Below are 18,862 nucleotides of genomic sequence, written 5' to 3'. Positions count from 1 at the left end.
AACTAACTCAGGTCTTACACATCTGATGCTGCGCATAAGTTCTTTAGACTAGTACTGGTAATTGGTACCTTTCATTAATAGCAAACGTATGACGCGCGTTAAACAAACATTACGAGAGTAGACATGACACAAGTTTCAATTATTCATAATCCACGATGTTCTAAAAGTAGACAAACGTTAGCGCTGCTTGAAGAAAAAGGCTTCACCCCAGTTGTTGTTGAATACCTCAAAACCCCCTTATCGATGGATGAGCTAAAAGACATATTTAAAAAACTTAATCTTGAATCAGTTCGTCAAATGATGCGTATCAAGGAAGACGAGTATAAAGCGGCAAACTTAGGCGACGACAGCGTTAGCGATGATGAACTTTTTAGCGCGATGGCGACTACGCCAAAGCTTATTGAGAGACCAATCGTAATTAAGGAAAACGCAGCGCGTATTGGTCGCCCACCAGAGTCAGTTTTGGATATTTTATAGTGTCACCCGTTCTAATTCTTTATTACAGCCGAAGTGGCAGTACAAAGCGACTAGCAGACGCCATTGCTCAAGGTGTTAATGCGCTAGACGTTCCCGTTATGCTGCGCACGGTTAAGAGCCTAAATGCAGACGAGGATGAGTCAGCACAAAGCAGCGCAGTGCCAATTGTAACCTTGCAAGAGCTTGAACAATGTAGTGCGTTGGCACTGGGCAGCCCCACTCGGTTTGGGAATATGGCTGCGCCAATGAAACACTTCCTTGATAGCAGCAGTAGCCTATGGCTTAAAGGTGCTCTAATTGACAAACCTGCTTGCGTATTTACGTCTTCTTCTTCCATGCATGGCGGGCAAGAATCTACTCTATTATCAATGATGTTACCGCTAATGCATCACGGCATGGTGATGTGTGGCTTACCCTATAGCGAGCCTGAATTACACAACACCACGACAGGTGGCAGCCCTTATGGCGTTACCCACGTGGCACATTATGATTTAGCAAACCAAACTCAGCTGAGCGCTGACGAAAAGGCGTTGTGCATTGCACAAGGCAAAAGATTAGCGAAATTTGCTAAGGCGCTCAACCAAACAACGATCTCGGAGAAATAATATGGCATCAGATACGCGTTTTTTTCGCTATCTAGCATTGGTTAGCCATACACTGTTAATCGTATGGATTACATTATGGCAATTCACGTTTACTAAAGAGCATACGTATTCGCCTACGTTTATTGCGCTTTTCTATATTTTACCGTTACTGCTTCCATATTGGGGTGTGTTAAAAGGTAAACCTTATACTCACGCTTGGGCAAACTTTGTTGTATTGTTTTACCTTATCCACGGTTGCACTGTTGCCTATGCGGTACCAGGTGAACGCTGGTATGCGGTATTAGAAATTGTGCTTTGTACCGGTATGTTTATTGGTTGTGCCGCTTTTGCTCGCAAACGTGGACGAGAGCTAGGACTAGGCATTAAAAAACTCAAAGAAGAAATGAAAGAAGAAAAAGCCTACTTTGAGGGCCAACAATAGAAGGTGACGTTATGAAAAGCTGGCGATTTTTCCCATTAGTGGGTTTTATCATTGGGTTGTTGAGTGGCTGCGGCGGCTCAGGTTCAGATTCGCCAGCTTCACCTCCCACAGTTGACTCGCCATCTACGATCACCATTCAAGGGCCGCAAACAGCCAACGTGGGTGACAGCGTCGATTTTGTCGTAGCGGCACCCGCCGGAACAAAAATCGACAACATTACCTGGACCGTAACAGGCATAGCAACGTCTCCACTTTCCTCGCATACACAGGCAATTGGATTTGATACCACACAAAGCGGGGACGCCGTCGTCAATGTCGATGTAACGCTGGATACAGGCGAGCTATTGTCCGATTCAACCACGCTCTCCGTTAACGAAACTAATGATGCACTTGCTGTTGTGCGCCTTGGGCATGAGGCCTCAGAAGGCGGACGAGTGTCTCTGTCAGTAGACGCAATTAGACTAGGCAATCTCGAGATAACAGATATTGAATGGGAGCAAACATCAGGGCCACAAATACCGTCACTCTCTTTTGACAGTGGAGAATTTAGTCGCAGCGTTTATTTCCAAGCGCCCAGAGTAAGCGCTGATAGTGTCATTGCAATGACCGCCACACTTAGCTTATCAAATGGAGATCAACTCCAAGACACAGCGCACATCCTTGTTAAAGATATAGCCTTAGACACCGAAGGCTTTTTTGTCGATAACGACGGTGCTGCTATAGAAACAGTGACTAGTCATATGCAACCTTACATCGCTGACAGTCCCTACGCAGATGCCCTAACACAATGTGTATATAACAATACGGTGAAAAACAGCTGCCGTTTTTCCACGTTACCCCTTATTGGGCAGGTAACGGAAAACCCCACGATAGACGATATTCTAGACCGGACTTATGTGTCTCACCCGTGGATGGGTGATGCATTTAAGCAGTTCCTTGAAACGTCACAGAGCCAAGCTGATATGCTCAACTTGTTGAGAGCGACAACAGCAGTGGTTATTTCCTATGACATCCGCCCGTCTTTTTATTGGGTTGCTACTGGTGCTATATATCTAGATGCCAATAACTTTTGGCGAACACCTGAAGAGCGAGATACGCTGAACACGCGTCCAGATTATCGTAGTGGCTTTGGCAATGAATTATCCTTTTCTACAACGTGGCGCTACACCAAAGACAATGCCTATTATTTTCCTATCCTCACAAGTTTCGACCCTTCTGATCGTTTATCTAGAAGCGACAGCGAGGTAGAAGCAGCCTTATCTTGGTTGATGTATCACGAGCTTGCCCATGCCAACGATTTTTTCGATTATACTGAATGGGCACAACTATCGAACAGCGATAGCCCACTATCTGCCTATAACGATACATCTCCCATATCTACAGGTCTTTCACGCGCCTTGCCCCTTAATTCAGTGCAGCTTCATGCCATCGCACAGGTGCGCTACGGCGGTGATGATGCGACTAACACGCAACAAAACTATACTGCGCTGCAAATCGCACGCTGGTTCGAACAAGACGGAGCAGTATCGTTTTACTCTTACTTCACCGAACGTGAAGATATCGCTACTCTTTTTGAGCGCTTTATGATGCTGCACCGTCTTGGCGTAAGCGCCGATTTAGGCGTATTTTCCAGAGATGCAATCGACAACGGTACGTTTAACATTTCATGGGGACAGCGAGATAGAGTTAACGCGCCTCTAGTGCAGCCTCGTGTCGCCTACGCCGTAAACAGGCTATTACCTAATCTGAATGTTCCACAAATTCAGGCAAACATGCCCTCTCCACAATTTTTACCCACTGGGCAATCTTGGCGCGACACCGTCTCGTTTGCACAATCACAGCAACAACTAGGAAACGCTAGCGACAATAGTGGTGATGCGATCATCAGTGAAACGCCTACGCTAATTGAAAATACAATATCGATTGCTGAAGAATTGAAGGTTGTTGATAGATTTGAAAAACGCTAGTTCTACTGAGGGGAGAAGACGTGCCTTGGGACCACGAATATTAAAGGCCTAATTCGCGCTTAACCATTGCAACTGAGAGACGCTTTTGCTCCTGAAGCGAGCGCGTATCGAGTCGCGCAAGTAGCGTCATTAAGCTTTTTAAATCCCGCTCACTGTGATGCAACAAAAACTGCAGCGCTTGGTTAGAAAGCTTCAACCCTCTTTCTTCTGCACGTAGCCGCACAGCCTCTTCTCTGCCTGCGTCATCTAATTGATTAACGTGATAAATTACACCCCACGCCAAGCGTGATCCTAGATCTGGCAGCGTAAAAGCGGGGTTAGACGGCCCCAAATGACTGGTGCAAAGCACAAGTGTATATTGGGTTTCAACTACGCGGTTCAGTAAGTCAAAAAGGGCCTCCTCCCAACGCGCATCACCCGCTATTGCATGAATGTTATCAAGCGCAATAACAGATAAATCTTCCAGCCCTTCGAATATATCGTAAGACCACGCGCGATAGTCGTTCATATTAAGGTACAAGTGACTGACAGATTTCTTCGCAAGCTGATGGCAGGTTGCAAACAGAAGATGGCTTTTGCCGATGGCAGTGCTACCTAATAACGTCACTAATGGGAGTTTAAGCGAGGACAAATGCCCCAAAGCGCTAGCCTGTCGCCAGTCAGGCAGTGCATCCACGATACTTTGCAGTAGCGTGACCACTTCCTCATTGCCTACATTGACGAAACTATCGAAGTTCTCATCAACCTAAGCAGTGTGACTGGCAAAGGTAATTGCATATCGTTTTAGTTACTCCAATAGAAGTTTTGGCCACTGACTGTTTGACCATCAGCGTCCGTCACTGGCTTTAATTTTGACTCAAGTTTCAGGCTATTTAACAAGTCGTCAACCGTACCAATTAGTGTAAGAGAAAACGTTGCTACCGTGCCTGATTGTTCTACCAGTGTGGCGGTTTCAATGACGCTTAAGCTGTTTAAATATGCTTTTGCATTGGCATAACTACCAATCGAGCCTATGTTAGCCACTGAAATGACGAGCTCTTCACGTTGTGATGCTTCTATACCCACTACAGCAAATTGTGAAGACAAATAATTGGAATATGCATCGATAAGTTGTCTACCTAGTAATTCTGGCGAGTCGCCATAAATACTGCCGTAGCTAACTTTGCCGCGTCCCACAAACACCCAATCCAATGCATATTCACCTTCCTGTGCCCGTTTTGCGTAATCGGCAAATTCATCCATACTGAATGGTAAAACGGACTGAAGGTCCTCGCCGCTTTCATATTGCGCAACAAATTCGGACGTCTGCTCTGTGCCCGAAATAGCAACCTCTTCAAATGGCAATGCGCTATTGTCACGAGGTGTTGACTCAGTTTGGTTTAATTCGATATTGCCTAAATTTGCTGAAGACTCGTCAGTTGCAGCATCATAAGGGTTAATTTCTGATCTAGCCACGGGCGTTGTTCCAGCCAAAGGCACTGATTCAGTCGCGGGCGCTAATTCGTCAAGAATCTCATCAACAGTGCCAGAAGGCACAGTGTCTTCTGGTACTGTGTCTTCTGGTAATTCGGGAATAATAGTAGGGTCGTTTTTGTATACACGCGCCCCAATAATATTATCAACGGCATATCGCACAGACGCATTGCGCAAAGGCTCAACAAAACGCCCCCATACGTCATAGGTCGTAATGTTGACGTTGTCGGTTAAGTCCATAAGTGGCAAGGTAAGTGGAACACCGCGTTCTTTTCCCTTGCGCTTAATTGCTTCACCTAGGTCGCTTGGCAAAGACTCATCTAAGATTAGCCTTTCACCTTCATCTGTATCATGTGCTACCCACACAATGGTCACAGGTCGTCTATCACCCCAAAGAGGAAGCATTTCTCGTTGAAGAAGTTCCGTAAGTTTTGCCTGATCAAATTCGGCAACATAATAAGTACGGCTATTATCAAAACTGAAGCGATAAGAGCGAAGCAAAGACTGAGGGGCGCGCAAGGCGGCCTTTACACCTAGCATTATCTAACACCGAGGTACTTCCTGACATTTTTACTAGTACTTGTTGAAGTGCTTTTTTCAACGCGGCCTGTTGAGTGCGCTGGCTTTGATCATCCACCTCAATATGCGCTTCATTGACCACTACACGCTGGGCAGCAAACGCCGACATTGGTGTCGATACTGACAAAAGCAAACTTGCACTTACAAAGGCAATAGAATTCGCCACGCCATACAATGTGCTTTTACTTAAAGGTTGTGTCTTGCGGTTTACTCGTAGTGCAGCATTGCGCTTAAACATCGACAACATCCACTCTCCATTTGATCTACACACCCAATTTTTGCCTGTATAAAAAGGGTACTACGCATTAATTTTCTATTCTCTTTTATATTTTGGTGAATTTCATCCTTAAAATGAAAAAGATTGTGACACATTGTTTTTCGATACCAGCAGTTTAGCGTTAACCTTTTGGTCAACATACCGTTTAGATACTGAAGTTTAGGCAAAAAAAAGACCACAAAAACCCTGTGACAAATTGGACTTGTGTCGACTTACTGGTAGAATCCGCGTTTTTCTACCTCTTAGTTCCAGGGCCCAAACGTGAGCGAAAATAAAACCTCTTTAAGTTACAAAGATGCAGGCGTTGATATCGACGCAGGAAACCAACTTGTCGAACGCATTAAATCTGTTACCAAAAAAACACACCGCCCCGAGGTGAAAGGTAATTTAGGTGGATTTGGTGCACTATGCGAGCTCCCAACTAAATATAAAAAGCCCTTACTAGTTTCTGGCACTGATGGTGTCGGTACTAAACTAAGAGTAGCAATGGATGCAAACCGTCATGACGGCGTGGGTATTGACCTTGTTGCTATGTGTGTGAACGACCTTATTGTTCAAGGTGCAGAACCTCTTTTCTTCCTAGATTATTACGCCACTGGCAAACTAGACGTAGACGTAGCAGCTTCTGTAGTAACTGGCATTGGCGCAGGCTGTGAGCAAGCTGGCTGTGCACTAATTGGTGGTGAAACTGCCGAAATGCCTGGTATGTACCACGATGGCGACTACGATATCGCTGGATTTTGTGTAGGTGTTGTTGAAGCGGACAAGGTTATTGACGGCACAAACGTGAAGCCAGGCCAGAAACTTATTGCTTTGGGTTCTTCAGGTCCTCACTCAAATGGCTATTCACTGGTTCGTAAAATTATTGAAGTAAGCGGTGCTGACGTTAATGAAAACCTTAACGGAAAGCCAATTATTGACCAATTACTTGAACCAACACGCATTTACGTAAAATCAGTATTGGCACTGCTTGAAGAAGTTCAGGTTAGCGCAATTTCTCATATTACCTAGTGGTGGCTTCTGGGAGAACATCCCACGCGTGCTGCCTGAAGACGCCAAAGTCGTTATAGACGAGTCAACATGGGAATGGCCAGCTATCTTCTCTTGGTTGCAAGAAAACGGTAACGTAACGCGGCACGAAATGTACCGCACGTTTAACTGTGGTGTAGGGCTAGTCATTGTTGTCGATGATTCTGACGTAGACAATGCACTAAGCATCCTGAAGCAGCACGGCGAAAATGCATGGCTCATTGGTGACATTGAAGCGAAAGACGGCGACGAGCAAGTAGAGATCAACGCGTGAGTAATCCTGTAACCAAACTTTGTGTTCTTATTTCTGGTAACGGCAGTAACTTGCAAGCCATTATTGATGAAATTAAAGCGAACCGTTTGAATGCCGAAATTACAGGTGTAGTAAGTAACCGCCCTAACGCCTATGGTTTAGAGCGCGCTAAAGAAGCGGGAATCGACGCTGTGTGTATTGACCACACACAGTATGAAGACCGCAACGACTACGACAGCGCACTAAAAGCACAAATTGATGCTTTTGGCGCGGACTGTGTCGTGCTTGCTGGCTTTATGCGTATTTTAACCCCTGAGTTTGTAAACTATTTTTCTGGAAAATTAGTGAACATTCATCCATCTTTGTTGCCGAAGTACAAAGGGTTAAATACGCATCAACGTGCTATCGATAACGGTGACAGCGAACATGGTGTAAGCGTTCATTTCGTCACGCCTGAATTGGATGGTGGCCCGGTCATTATTCAAAGTCGCGTTCCTGTGTTTGAAGATGACACTGCTAGCGATTTAGCCGAGCGTGTACAGGAACAAGAACGCCGCATCTATCCGCTTGTGCTATCTTGGTACAGCGAAGGACGACTTATGATGCGAAACAATAAGGCTGTTTTAGATGATCAAGAACTTCCAGAATCTGGTTATGCGAGCGAGTAAAACCCTTGCTTAGGTGTTTCATTACTGACACTTTCGTTGTCAGTAATGGCGCAAGATAGTCAGGATACATCACTTAACTTAACACCCTATAAAGCAACGTACACAGCATATAAATGGGATGATGATGTAGGCGAAGCAAGCATCGAACTATCCAATTTAGGCAATAATCAATATTCGCTGCTGTACACGTCAAAAGTGTCTAAGTTTTTCTTATCCGACAAACGCAGTGAACACTCTATTTTCAGTGTAAATGACAATACTCTGGTACCTTCTCAGTATTTTTATAACCGCTCGGGCACCTAACCCTGACAAAGAGTTGAAAGTCACTTTTAGCCAGCAAGGCGGCGGAAAAATACGCGTAGAAGACGGTGAGACATTTGACTGGAATGGTGAGTTTGATAATCAAATTTACCGCTTAGATCTAGGAAAGCAACTGGCTGACGGCAAAACATCGTTAACCTACGACTTTGTGAACTACCGCGGTGAATTACGCCAGTACGGTGTAGATGTTATTGCCAAAGAAACCCTATCCTTGCCGTATGGGAAAATTGATGCTGTTAAAGTAAAACTCATCAGAGACTCTAAAAAACGCGAAACTTATGCGTGGTTTGCCCCTTCATTAAATTATGCGCTAGTGCGATTGCAGCAATTTAAAGAAGGCGACGAACAGGGTGATATTAAACTGAAGTCTTTCTCTGCCCAATAAGCCAATAACGGCGTGCGTTGTTGTAACAATTTGTTTAACTACCGCGCGCCTTCCTTTTATTATTTGTCCATTTTTATTGCCATTCTTTTCATTAAATTACCGCCAAAACGCCCTGTTTATCTAGTTGTTTAATAAGTATCTATAACCAACGACTATACTTAGTGATGCACCCTATTATTTATACAGCTATTAACACATTATTCATGTAAAAATCTTGATCTTTGCCCTATTAAATAATAGGTTTACAGCATGCTGGTCTGACCTCAAATTGTGACGTCATTGAGTGAATTTTCGCCACAACTGAGTATTGACCTGTGTAACGTTCAACGCCTTTCAGGAGTGAAGTATGGCAGATTTTATTTGGTTTTTACTGGTGGTAGTAACACTAGCTGTAGCTAGTTATAAGCGCACCAGCTTGGTAACAGCAGTTGCCATGGGTGCAGGTGTCATGATTTTAGGCACTCTTTTTGGAGATATCGGCCTATTCGGTTGGGTAATCTACCTAGCGTTAACGCTGCCCTTTACGCTGACGAACATCAGACAACAGCACATTTCTACAAAGCTTCTTGCGTTTTATCGCAAGGTTATGCCAGAAATGTCGAGCACTGAGCAGGAAGCTATCGATCTTAGGTACCGTATGGTGGGATGGCGATATTTTCAGTGGCAAGCCTGACTGGGACAAGCTACATCGCATTCCCAAAGGTCGTCTTACAGCAGAAGAGCAAGCGTTCTTAGATGGTCCTTGTGATACCGTTTGTTCAATGGTTGACGAATGGCAAATAAACCACAAAGACGCTGACCTTTCGCCTGAAATCTGGCAATACCTGAAAGATCACAAGTTCTTCGCCATGATCATCAAGAAACAGTATGGTGGTCTTGAGTTTTCTGCGTATGCGCAATCTCGCGTATTACAGAAACTAGCAGGCGTAAGCGCTGTACTGTCAAGTACCGTTGGTGTACCTAACTCATTAGGCCCAGGCGAGCTACTTCAGCACTACGGCACCAAAGAGCAACAAGACCACTATTTACCACGTCTTGCTGCAGGTGAAGAAATCCCTTGTTTCGCATTAACTGGCCCAGAAGCGGGTTCAGATGCAGGCGCTATCCCTGATGTAGGTGTGGTTTGTAAAGGCGAGTTCAACGGTGAAGAAGTGTTAGGTATGCGCCTTACGTTCAACAAGCGCTACATCACTCTTGCGCTTATTGCGACTGTTATTGGTCTTGCATTCAAGCTTCAAGATCCAGACGGCCTTCTTAGCGACAATAAAGAACCAGGCATCACGTGTGCCCTTATTCCTCGCGACACCAAAGGCCTTGAAATTGGCCGTCGTCACTTCCCGCTTAATACGCCATTCCAAAATGGTCCAATTCGTGGTGAAGAAATTTTTGTACCTATCGACTACATTATTGGTGGTCCGAAAATGGCAGGCCGCGGCTGGCGTATGCTGGTTGAGTGTTTGTCAGTAGGTCGTTGTATTACCCTTCCATCTTCAGCAGCCTATGGTGCAAAATCGGTATCATTGGCAACTGGCGCTTATGCACGCATTCGTCGCCAATTCCGTATGCCGGTAGGCCATATGGAAGGCGTTGAAGAAATGCTAGCGCGCATTGGTGGTAATGCTTACTTGATGGATGGCGTTACACGCTTCTCTACGGTAGGTGTAGATTTGGGTGAGAAACCTTCGGTTATCTCGGCAATCTGTAAATATCACCTAACTGAAAAAATGCGTCAGGTCATTAATGACTCAATGGATGTGCATGGTGGTAAGGGCGTAATGCTTGGGCCAAACAACTACCTGGGTCGCGGTTATCAGGGTCTGCCTGTATCAATTACGGTAGAAGGTGCAAACATTCTTACTCGTAACATGATGATCTTTGGCCAAGGTGCGATGCGTTGTCACCCGTTCGTACTAAAAGAAATTGAAGCTGCATCTATTGAAGATAGAAAAGAAGCGCTTAAAGCCTTCGATAAAGCCGTGTTTGGTCACATTGGCTTTGCGGTAGCAAATACCGTGCGTAGTATTTGGTTCTCATTAACCAATGGTGCATTTAGTGCTGCGCCATTTACCGATGAAACAGCGCGTTACTACAAGTTGCTTCAGGGCTACAGTGCAAACCTTGCATTACTTACTGACGTGTCAATGGGTGTGCTTGGCGGTGACTTGAAACGTCGTGAGCGTTTATCTGCACGTTTAGGCGACATTTTAAGTGGTCTGTATTTAGGTAGCACAACGCTTAAGCGCTTTGACGAAGAAGGTCGTCTAAAAGAAGACCTACCGCTTCTTCATTGGGCAATGCAAACTACCTTGCACGACATTGAAACCGCAATTGACGATTTCTTGGCTAACTTCCCGAACAAAGCAATTGCTGTGGCCCTTCGTGCTATGGTTATTCCATTTGGTCGTCGAGTTGGCAAGCCGTCAGATAAAACTGAACACGCAATTGCACAGATGCTACAAACACCTTGCTCTTCACGTAGCCGCCTAGGTTATGGTCAGTACTTAAGCCGTGAAGAAGGCAGCTTAATGGGTGACTTAGAACAGACGCTAGACGACGTATTGGCAAGTGAGCCAGTCTTCGAACGCATCTGCAAGCACAAGAAAGCGAAGCTTCCGTTCACACAGCTGGACAAACTAGCTGATGAAGCGTTGGCTGACGGTGTTATTAACGAAGATGAAGCAAACCTACTTCGTAAAACAGAAGCGGGTCGCTTGCGCACTATTAACGTTGATGACTTCGACCATGAAGAGCTTGTTGCCAAGATTAACTCTTCAACGCAAGCAACAAAGAAACGTAGCGGTAAAGCTGCATAACGCTTTGTATAGCAATTAAATTAAAAGGCCGCTCGTAAGCGGCCTTTTTGTGTCTACTGCTATAACCTGCTACGAATAGACATAAAAAAACCGGAGCGTGTGTGCTCCGGTTTTTTGTATCTTTTACAATTCGCTTTTTGCCACAGCCCTATTGGCAGAGCAGCAAACAGTATCGCTAGATTAGCTTAACTGAAGCTTGTCCATAAGCAGGACTGCTTGGGTACGTGTATTGATTTCAAGCTTACGTAAAATGGCACTGATATGCGCTTTAATTGTCGCTTCAGTTACGTTCATTTCATGAGCAATTTGCTTATTCATCAAACCTGCTCGTAGGTACGACAATACTTGAATTTGTTTAGGCGTAAGTTCACGGAAACGCTGAAGTAGCACTTTCAATTCGTCATCAACTTTTTCAAGCTGCTCTTCCATTCCTTCAGGTAACCAACGCTTGCCTGCAATGATATCTACAATGGCTTGGGCAATTTCGCGTGTGGCTGAAACTTTTGGGATAAAACCCTGTGCACCTAGGCTCATTACTTGCGCTACCACTTCCACGCCGTCACTGCCTGAAATTACGCCCACCGGAATATCTGGATATTCTTCGCGTAGTGTAATAAGGCCGTTGAAGTATTCACCACCCGGCATGTTTAAATCTAGGAGGACAAGTTCTACGCCGTCGAATTCACTTAGCTTTTCTTGCGCTGATTCGAGACTTCCTGCCTCGATAATTTCCGCATTTTCAAAGTAGGGTTCTAACGCGCCGCTTAATGCTTCGCGAAACAATGGATGATCGTCTGCTACTAGAATTCTCGTCATTAGCGTTACTGCTTCCTTATTGTATTTCCTGATAGATTAATACTTTCGTTTAGTAACGAAAAGCCCTAAACCTTAAAAATAGCGCAATTTCTAAGAAATTTGGCGTTTTAGATTGGCATTTGCAATTCAAACGTTAAAATTGCGGCCCAAACGATGAAATGAAGGCCTAATGTGAAGAAGCACGACAACATTTATGCAAACCCGCTCAGTAAAGTAGCCGACTTTAAATTTGACGAGTCTGTGGTTGATGTGTTCCCTGATATGATTCAACGATCGGTACCGGGTTATGAAACCATTATTCACACTATTGGTGAGCTTGCTAAGAGCACTGTGACCGACAATTCAAACGTGTATGACCTAGGGTGTTCGCTTGGCGCGGCAAGCCTTTCAGTAGCGCGTGCGACACAGGACAAGCGCTGCAATATTATTGGTGTTGATAGCAGTGAAGCAATGGTCGAACGCTGTAAACGAGTTGTACAAGCCTTTAGTTTACCCAACCCTATTTCCATTGAACAGGCCCTTGCGCAAGACGTTTATATAAACAACGCTTCTATGGTGGTCATGAATTTCACGCTTCAATTTATACCACCTGCCGACCGCGAAGCATTGCTAGCAAAGATTTTTAGTGGGTTAAATTCTGGCGGCATTCTGGTGTTATCTGAAAAAATTAGACACCCAACAATTGCTGGCAACGAATTGCTTATTGACTTACACCACCAATTTAAGCGTGACAATGGTTATAGTGAACTTGAAGTTAGCCAAAAACGTGCAGCGCTTGAAAAGGTGATGCTAACAGACACTTTTAGCGAGCACGAAACACGACTCAAACAGGTTGGTTTTAGTGACGTTGTAATGTGGTACAAGTGCTATAACTTTACGTCAATGGTTGCGATTAAGGCTTAGCGCCAACGAACTGAGAAAAGAATGAGTAAAATAGAACAAACCTGGTTTAGAGACTGTTACCAATCGTTGTTAGAAAGCCCCCTAGCCCATTGGCTGCAAACACTTCCTGCCCTTATGGATAACTGGCAGCGCACGGGTAAGCACGGTGAGTTTGATAAATGGTGCAGGCTATTAAGCAAATTGCCCAAAACAGATGTTAGCGCTGTTGATTTAAAACATACCGTCACAATCGGTACATCAGACGATATTGATGAGTATACGCAGAAACAAATCGAAGGCTTGCTTAGGCAGTTCATGCCATGGCGTAAGGGGCCTTATCATGTTCATGGTATTCATATAGACACAGAATGGCGTTCTGACTGGAAATGGGACCGCGTAGTTCCGCATATCGCATCACTTGAAAACCGACATGTACTCGATGTGGGCTGCGGAAGTGGTTATCACATGTGGCGCATGTTGGGTGAAGGTGCCTCTCGTGTTATCGGCGTTGACCCCACGCAATTATTCTTTATTCAATTTCAAGCCATAAAGCATTTCATGAAAAGTGATAGCGCCGCCACGAGCAACATTCACTTTTTGCCTATGGGTATTGAAGACATGCAGCCGCTAAAAGCATTTGATACCGTGTTTTCAATGGGCGTGCTATACCACAGAAAAGATCCTATGGCGTTTTTAACGCAACTTAAGGACCAGCTTCGAAAAGGCGGTGAGCTTGTGCTTGAAACGCTAGTTGTCGACGGTGATGAAAACACGGTGCTCATGGCGGGTGAACGCTATGCACAAATGCGAAACGTATGGTTTTTACCCAGCACAGCGGCGCTTACCGTTTGGCTTTCACGTCTAGGCTTTGAAAATATTCGCGTGGTGGATGTAAACCACACCACATTAGACGAACAACGCTCAACACCTTGGATGGACACGCAGTCTTTGAAAGATTTTCTCGATCCAGAAGATATTACGCGCACCATAGAAGGTTACCCTGCACCACAAAGAGCCGTGATCGTCGCTAACAAGAAGTAGTGCATTGCTAAAGCGCATTAGCTCTTTGTTGGCATAAATGTTGTAACCCTAGTCTGCTAGAGTGTAAGTATTCTGCATTGATTAGGGTGACAACATGGACATACATGGCTTTCTAGCAACACATCAATTGCCAAGTAGCTATGCAGAGATTGCACAAAAATGGTTCACACCATTATGTGAACGGCTACTAAAGCACCAAAAAGGTGCAAACAAACCCTTTGTCGTCGGGATAAACGGTTGCCAAGGTTCTGGTAAATCTACGTTAACCAGTTTTATTGAAGCCACGCTGACATCGGTATACAACAAACGCGTTGTGTCCCTCTCTATTGACGACTTCTATTTAGACCAGTCTGAGCGCAGTGCGCTTGCCATAAAGGTTCACCCTTTGCTAAAAACGCGAGGCGTGCCAGGCACCCACGACATTACTTTAGCCCTTTCAACGCTGCGGCAACTTGATAACAGCGAGCGCACTGCGCTTCCGCGATTTAACAAAGCCACTGACAACCCTTTTCCCAAAGAGCAATGGCCAGTCATTGAACAAGCACCAGACTTCATCATTCTTGAAGGTTGGTGTGTAGGCGTGCCTGCACAGTCTAGCGCAGAGGTTAAAGCGCCGATAAACCATCTTGAAGAAGTAGAAGATCCTCTGGGTATTTGGCGTTCCTTTGTTAACACCGAATTAGTAGGTCAATACCAGACACTATTTAACAAAATTGACTACAGCGTCATGCTCAAAGCCCCCTCTTTCGACTGTGTATATCAGTGGCGTTTAGAGCAAGAGCATAAACTAGCGGCGTCATCAAAGGGCGAAGGCTCAGGAATAATGAGCGACGAAGAAGTGGCAAACTTTGTGCAACATTACCAACGTATTACCGAGCACGCGCTTCGCAGTTTGCCTGACAAATGCGACACGGTTTTTAGACTAGACTCTACAAGAACAATAACAGAACAGGACATAAAACAATGACGAAAACGCTTGTTTTCACCGATATGGACGGCACGTTGTTAGACCACCATACCTACTCTTTTGAGGCGGCGAAACCGGCTTTAACGGCATTAGGACAACAGGACATTCCGGTTATTCCAACCACCAGCAAAACCTTTGCTGAATTACAGCCACTGCGCGAACGAATCGGTTTGGACGGCCCTTTTATTGTCGAAAACGGCGCAGCCATCTTTATTCCACACGGATTTTTTAAGCAAAAGCCTAGTGGCACCGTGTGGGTTGACGGCTATTGGTGCAAAGCATTTATATCGAACAAGAACTACTGGATTAAGTTGCTTGAGAAGATGGGCGGCGAATTTGACACCAAGTACCAGCAGTTTTCAAAAATGTCGCTTGAGGACATTATAGACAGCACGGGCCTGGATGAGCATTCAGCGTCACTTGCCGCAAAGCGTCAGTTTGGCGAGCCCATTTTATGGCAAGGAACAGAGGAGGAAAAACAACGTTTTCTACAGGCAGTAAAAGACCGAGGCGCATTTCCACTTGAAGGTGGACGTTTTATTCACGTCTCTGGAAACTGTGATAAAGGACAAGCCCTTAAGTGGCTTGCCAGTGAATACCAAAAACAGCACGTGACCAAAGTAAAAACAGTAGCCCTTGGTGACGGTAAAAATGACGTAGCAATGCTTGAAGCAGCGCACGTTCCTATAAGAATTTTATCACCGGTAAACCCTCCACCAGAAGTACAAAAAGAAGAGGTATATACCAGCACCCTAGTAAGCCCTGAAGGCTGGAATGAAATGCTAACAAAACTATTATCCCTTTGATCAGGAGGACACATGGCTGATTTTTATCAAAATGGTGTGGTAACAACGTTACATAACTTGGCTCGTCGTCCAACCGAAGAGCTAGAAGCAGAGCTTCTACAATTTTCACAAAAGCGTCCAATGGCGCTTATTCTTCCCTCTCTTTTTTCAGAGCTTGAAGGCGACGCGCTTCCTCATATTGTTAACGAACTCACCGAAGTACCTTACTTGTCAGAAGTCGTTATTGGCTTAGACAGAGCAAGCCAAGAACAATACAAGCATGCGCTTAAATTCTTTGGAAAACTGCCACAGCACCACCGCATATTATGGAATGACGGCCCTAGGCTTAAAGCGTTAGACGAAGAGCTTCAAGCGCAAGGACTTGCACCTAAAGAAATGGGTAAAGGGCGTAACGTATGGTATTGCATGGGCTATGTACTGGCGTCGAATCGTGCAGAATCGGTTGCACTGCATGACTGTGATATCGTGACCTATGAAAAAGATCTGCTAGCAAAGCTCATCTACCCCGTTGCTAACCCACAGTTTAACTATGAGTTCTGTAAAGGCTATTATGCGCGTGTTGCTAATGGCAAAATTAACGGCCGTGTTTCTCGTTTACTAGTAACACCCCTCTTACGCGCACTTAAACGCATTATGGGTGACAACGAGTATCTTGAGTTTATGGACAGCTTTCGCTATCCACTAGCGGGAGAATTCTCGTTTAGACGCGACGTGCTTAACGATATTCGCATTCCCAGCGACTGGGGTTTGGAAATTGGCGTACTATCTGAAATGCACCGCAACTATTCTCACAACAGACTGTGTCAGGCAGATATTTGTGACATTTACGACCACAAGCACCAAGATTTATCGCTTAACAACGACCAAGGTGGTTTGTCGAAAATGTCTATCGACATTACCAAAGCCATTTTCAGAAAGTTGGCAACACAAGGCTATACTTTCAGTAATGAAATGTTTCGCTCGATTAAAGCAACCTATTTCCGCATTGCGCTAGACTTTATTGAAACCTATCACAATGACGCCGTTATGAACGGGCTTAGCCTTGACATTCACAGCGAAGAAAAAGCGGTAGAAATGTTTGCCAGCAACATTATGAAAGCGGGTCAAAACTTTTTAGAAAACCCCATGGAAACGCCGTTTATACCAAGCTGGAACCGCGTAACCAGCGCGGTACCCGATATTTTAGAGCGTCTTTTAGAGGCGGTTGAAGCTGATACTGCAGAATTTATGGAGTAAGTAATATGGCATGGGACCTTCTCCATGACAAAGTAAAACACCATCTTGAAAGTATTTATGCTGATGTAGCGCTTAACGTCTCGTATGAGACGTTAGCGACCGACTTAATGAATACTATTGGTATTAAGTCAGATGCCGATATTGCCTCGCCTCAATCTCATCACAATTATTGGGATGAGGAAGATATCGTGATGATCACCTATGGCGACAGCGTGATAGATGATGACGAGCGCCCGCTTGTGACGCTTAACCGCTTTCTTCACCGCTACTGCAAAAATACAATAAACAACGTGCATATTCTGCCGTTCTTTCCGTATAGCTCTGACGATGGTTTTTCTGTCATTGATTACTCGACAGTTAACGAAGCGCTTGGCTCGTGGGACGATGTTGAAGATATTGCCAAAGACTACGGGCTAATGGCTGACCTTGTGATAAATCACTGTTCAGCAAGAAGCGTGTGGTTTGATAATTTCATTAAAGGTGAAGGGCCGGGTTCTGACTACTTTTTTACAGCGGATCCGACTGATGATTTGTCGATGGTAACCCGACCACGGGTTTCGCCATTGTTGCGTGAAACTGAAACGGCTAACGGCACCAAGCACGTATGGTGTACGTTTAGTCACGATCAGGTAGATTTTGACTTTAGAAACCCCAAGGTCCTACTGGCTTTTGTTGATATTATTCGCCTATACATCGACAAAGGCTCGAAGTTGTTTCGACTAGATGCTGTCGCCTTTTTATGGAAAATTGTGGGCACGAATTGCATTAACTTGCCGCAAACGCACGAAGTTATTCGCTTATTGCGCACTTTGATTGAACATGTCGACCCTTCAATCATTATTATTACAGAAACCAATATTCCTAACCGCGAAAACCTAACCTATTTTGGTAACGCCAACGAAGCGCACGCCATTTATAATTTTTCATTACCGCCACTATTGGTAAATACCTTGGTAACAGGCGACTGCACGTATTTGAAAAGCTGGATGATGAGCATGCCGCCTGCACAAAATGGTACTGCGTATTTCAACTTTATTGCTTCGCATGACGGTATTGGGCTTAGGCCAGCTGAAGGGCTGCTAAGTGAAGAAGAAATATCGGAGTTGGTGCATACGATGCAACATTTCGGGGGTAAAATTTCATGGCGTGCGTCTGATCACGGTCAGCAAAAGCCTTATGAAATAAACATTACCTTGTTCGACGCGTTGCAAGGCACCACCAAAGGCCCAGATAAATATCAAGTCGATCGCTTTATTTGCGCTCATGCCATCATGCTGGGTATGGAAGGGATCCCAGGGCTTTACATTCACAGTTTGTTGGGTACTTCAAACGACTACGAGAAAGTTGCCAATACGGGCCAAAACCGTTCTATAAACCGACGTCGCTGGGACTTAAAAGAACTAGAAGCATTGCTTGATTCGCCGTTCTCGCAGCACCACAAAGTATTAACCCGCCTGTCGCAGCTTATTCGCATTAGAAAAGCACAACCAGCGTTTCACCCTAACGCGACACAGTTTACGCTGCAGTTAGGTACACAGCTATTTGGTTACTGGCGACAAAGCCTAGACCGAAAACAAAGCGTATTCTGCATAAGTAACATTAGCGATGAAGACCAAACCGTATTGTTGTCAGATATTAACTTAATTGGCACCGATAACTGGATTGATCTTATCTCTCGAGATGAAATTGCGTTAGCAAGTGGCAGTTTGCAGTTGAAGCCTTACCAAACGCTTTGGATAAGTAACCAAGACTTTGAGTAAATAGTACTTGCGCTAGTAAACAAAAAGCAAGCGCATAAACAAACACTGACCGCGGAAGGGAAGCTGCGGTATTATACCTTTCGAAG

General features: G+C 44.9%; 13 protein-coding genes and 4 pseudogenes. 14 read left to right on the top strand and 3 right to left on the bottom strand.

The window, feature by feature from the left end; translation table 11 throughout:
• Positions 1-123 precede the first annotated feature (123 nt).
• The 4 genes from arsC to V6N89_RS09895 are packed head-to-tail and all read left to right on the top strand — an operon-like array spanning position 124 to position 3,470.
• Positions 124-477 carry an arsenate reductase (glutaredoxin) gene (gene arsC / locus V6N89_RS09910; RefSeq protein ID WP_338517400.1) on the top strand — a complete coding sequence of 118 codons (354 nt, stop codon included), beginning with the start codon at positions 124-126 and terminating at the stop codon, positions 475-477.
• On the top strand, positions 477-1,082 hold the full coding sequence (gene wrbA, locus V6N89_RS09905; protein WP_338517399.1) for an NAD(P)H:quinone oxidoreductase: 606 nt from the start codon (positions 477-479) through the stop codon (positions 1,080-1,082). Before arsC ends, wrbA begins: the two co-directional genes overlap by 1 nt.
• A gap of 1 nt (position 1,083) precedes the next feature.
• Positions 1,084-1,503 (top strand): DUF2069 domain-containing protein, encoded by a 420-nt coding sequence (locus V6N89_RS09900; protein ID WP_338517398.1) that lies wholly within the window; start codon positions 1,084-1,086, stop codon positions 1,501-1,503.
• An 11-nt stretch (positions 1,504-1,514) separates the two neighbouring features.
• Positions 1,515-3,470 (top strand): hypothetical protein, encoded by a 1,956-nt coding sequence (locus tag V6N89_RS09895; RefSeq protein WP_346993713.1) that lies wholly within the window; start codon positions 1,515-1,517, stop codon positions 3,468-3,470.
• 40 nt (positions 3,471-3,510) lie between these two features.
• Here V6N89_RS09895 and V6N89_RS09890 read toward each other — a convergent pair whose 3' ends face one another.
• Entirely contained in the window at positions 3,511-4,170 is a 660-nt protein-coding gene (locus V6N89_RS09890; RefSeq protein ID WP_338517395.1) for an HdaA/DnaA family protein, read from the bottom strand.
• Between the two features lie 83 nt (positions 4,171-4,253).
• Positions 4,254-5,631, bottom strand: a pseudogene (locus V6N89_RS09885) (DUF2066 domain-containing protein).
• Positions 5,632-6,060: 429 nt separating this feature from the next.
• Between V6N89_RS09885 and purM the strand changes: the two are divergent.
• The 4 genes and pseudogenes from purM (at position 6,061) to fadE (ending at position 11,268) form a co-directional block, all read left to right on the top strand.
• Positions 6,061-7,102 (top strand): annotated as a pseudogene (gene purM, locus V6N89_RS09875) (phosphoribosylformylglycinamidine cyclo-ligase).
• Entirely contained in the window at positions 7,099-7,749 is a 651-nt protein-coding gene (purN, locus tag V6N89_RS09870; RefSeq protein ID WP_338517392.1) for a phosphoribosylglycinamide formyltransferase, read from the top strand. The pseudogene purM and the gene purN overlap by 4 nt, the downstream one beginning before the upstream one ends.
• Positions 7,709-8,455 (top strand): annotated as a pseudogene (locus V6N89_RS21750) (DUF3108 domain-containing protein). Before purN ends, V6N89_RS21750 begins: the two are co-directional and overlap by 41 nt.
• 346 nt (positions 8,456-8,801) lie before the next feature.
• Positions 8,802-11,268, top strand: a pseudogene (gene fadE / locus V6N89_RS09855) (acyl-CoA dehydrogenase FadE).
• Between the two features lie 180 nt (positions 11,269-11,448).
• On the opposite strand, the gene V6N89_RS09850 reads toward fadE, so the two are convergent.
• The gene (locus V6N89_RS09850; RefSeq protein ID WP_338517389.1) at positions 11,449-12,084 is read right to left on the bottom strand and encodes a response regulator transcription factor; all 636 of its coding nucleotides are present in this window, start codon (positions 12,082-12,084) and stop codon (positions 11,449-11,451) included.
• A 171-nt stretch (positions 12,085-12,255) separates the two neighbouring features.
• On the opposite strand from V6N89_RS09850, the gene cmoA reads away from it, so the two are divergent.
• The 6 genes from cmoA to V6N89_RS09820 all read left to right on the top strand — a co-directional run bounded on the left by cmoA (position 12,256) and on the right by V6N89_RS09820 (position 18,776).
• The gene (gene cmoA, locus V6N89_RS09845) at positions 12,256-12,987 is read left to right on the top strand and encodes a carboxy-S-adenosyl-L-methionine synthase CmoA (RefSeq protein WP_338517388.1); all 732 of its coding nucleotides are present in this window, start codon (positions 12,256-12,258) and stop codon (positions 12,985-12,987) included.
• 30 nt (positions 12,988-13,017) lie between these two features.
• Positions 13,018-14,007: a tRNA 5-methoxyuridine(34)/uridine 5-oxyacetic acid(34) synthase CmoB gene (gene cmoB, locus V6N89_RS09840; RefSeq protein ID WP_431189795.1), complete on the top strand. Its 990-nt coding sequence runs from the start codon at positions 13,018-13,020 to the stop codon at positions 14,005-14,007.
• A gap of 94 nt (positions 14,008-14,101) precedes the next feature.
• Positions 14,102-14,974, top strand: a complete 873-nt coding sequence (locus tag V6N89_RS09835) for a kinase (protein ID WP_346993708.1) — start codon at positions 14,102-14,104, stop codon at positions 14,972-14,974.
• Positions 14,971-15,780: an HAD-IIB family hydrolase gene (locus V6N89_RS09830; RefSeq protein WP_346993707.1), complete on the top strand. Its 810-nt coding sequence runs from the start codon at positions 14,971-14,973 to the stop codon at positions 15,778-15,780. Before V6N89_RS09835 ends, V6N89_RS09830 begins: the two co-directional genes overlap by 4 nt.
• Before the next feature lie 12 nt (positions 15,781-15,792).
• Positions 15,793-17,016 (top strand): glycosyl transferase, encoded by a 1,224-nt coding sequence (locus V6N89_RS09825; protein ID WP_338517386.1) that lies wholly within the window; start codon positions 15,793-15,795, stop codon positions 17,014-17,016.
• 5 nt (positions 17,017-17,021) lie between these two features.
• Entirely contained in the window at positions 17,022-18,776 is a 1,755-nt protein-coding gene (locus V6N89_RS09820) for a sugar phosphorylase (protein WP_338517385.1), read from the top strand.
• Positions 18,777-18,862: the final 86 nt, after the last annotated feature.

The sequence above is a fragment of the Alteromonas gracilis genome (assembly GCF_036870955.2).
Taxonomy (GTDB): Bacteria; Pseudomonadota; Gammaproteobacteria; order Enterobacterales; family Alteromonadaceae; genus Alteromonas; species Alteromonas gracilis_A.
The sequence above is the reverse complement of the archived record's forward strand: the minus strand, read 5'-3'. Positions and strand labels throughout refer to the sequence as shown.

Excerpts from the sequence above, each read along its gene's own strand:
- V6N89_RS09850 (WP_338517389.1), bottom strand. The coding sequence starts at position 12,084 with ATGACGAGAATTCTAGTAGCAGACGATCATCCATTGTTTCGCGAAGCA.
- V6N89_RS09895 (WP_346993713.1), top strand. The coding sequence starts at position 1,515 with ATGAAAAGCTGGCGATTTTTCCCATTAGTGGGTTTTATCATTGGGTTG.
- V6N89_RS09900 (WP_338517398.1), top strand. The coding sequence starts at position 1,084 with ATGGCATCAGATACGCGTTTTTTTCGCTATCTAGCATTGGTTAGCCAT.
- V6N89_RS09835 (WP_346993708.1), top strand. The coding sequence starts at position 14,102 with ATGGACATACATGGCTTTCTAGCAACACATCAATTGCCAAGTAGCTAT.
- V6N89_RS09830 (WP_346993707.1), top strand. The coding sequence starts at position 14,971 with ATGACGAAAACGCTTGTTTTCACCGATATGGACGGCACGTTGTTAGAC.
- arsC (WP_338517400.1), top strand. The coding sequence starts at position 124 with ATGACACAAGTTTCAATTATTCATAATCCACGATGTTCTAAAAGTAGA.
- V6N89_RS09820 (WP_338517385.1), top strand. The coding sequence starts at position 17,022 with ATGGCATGGGACCTTCTCCATGACAAAGTAAAACACCATCTTGAAAGT.
- V6N89_RS09825 (WP_338517386.1), top strand. The coding sequence starts at position 15,793 with ATGGCTGATTTTTATCAAAATGGTGTGGTAACAACGTTACATAACTTG.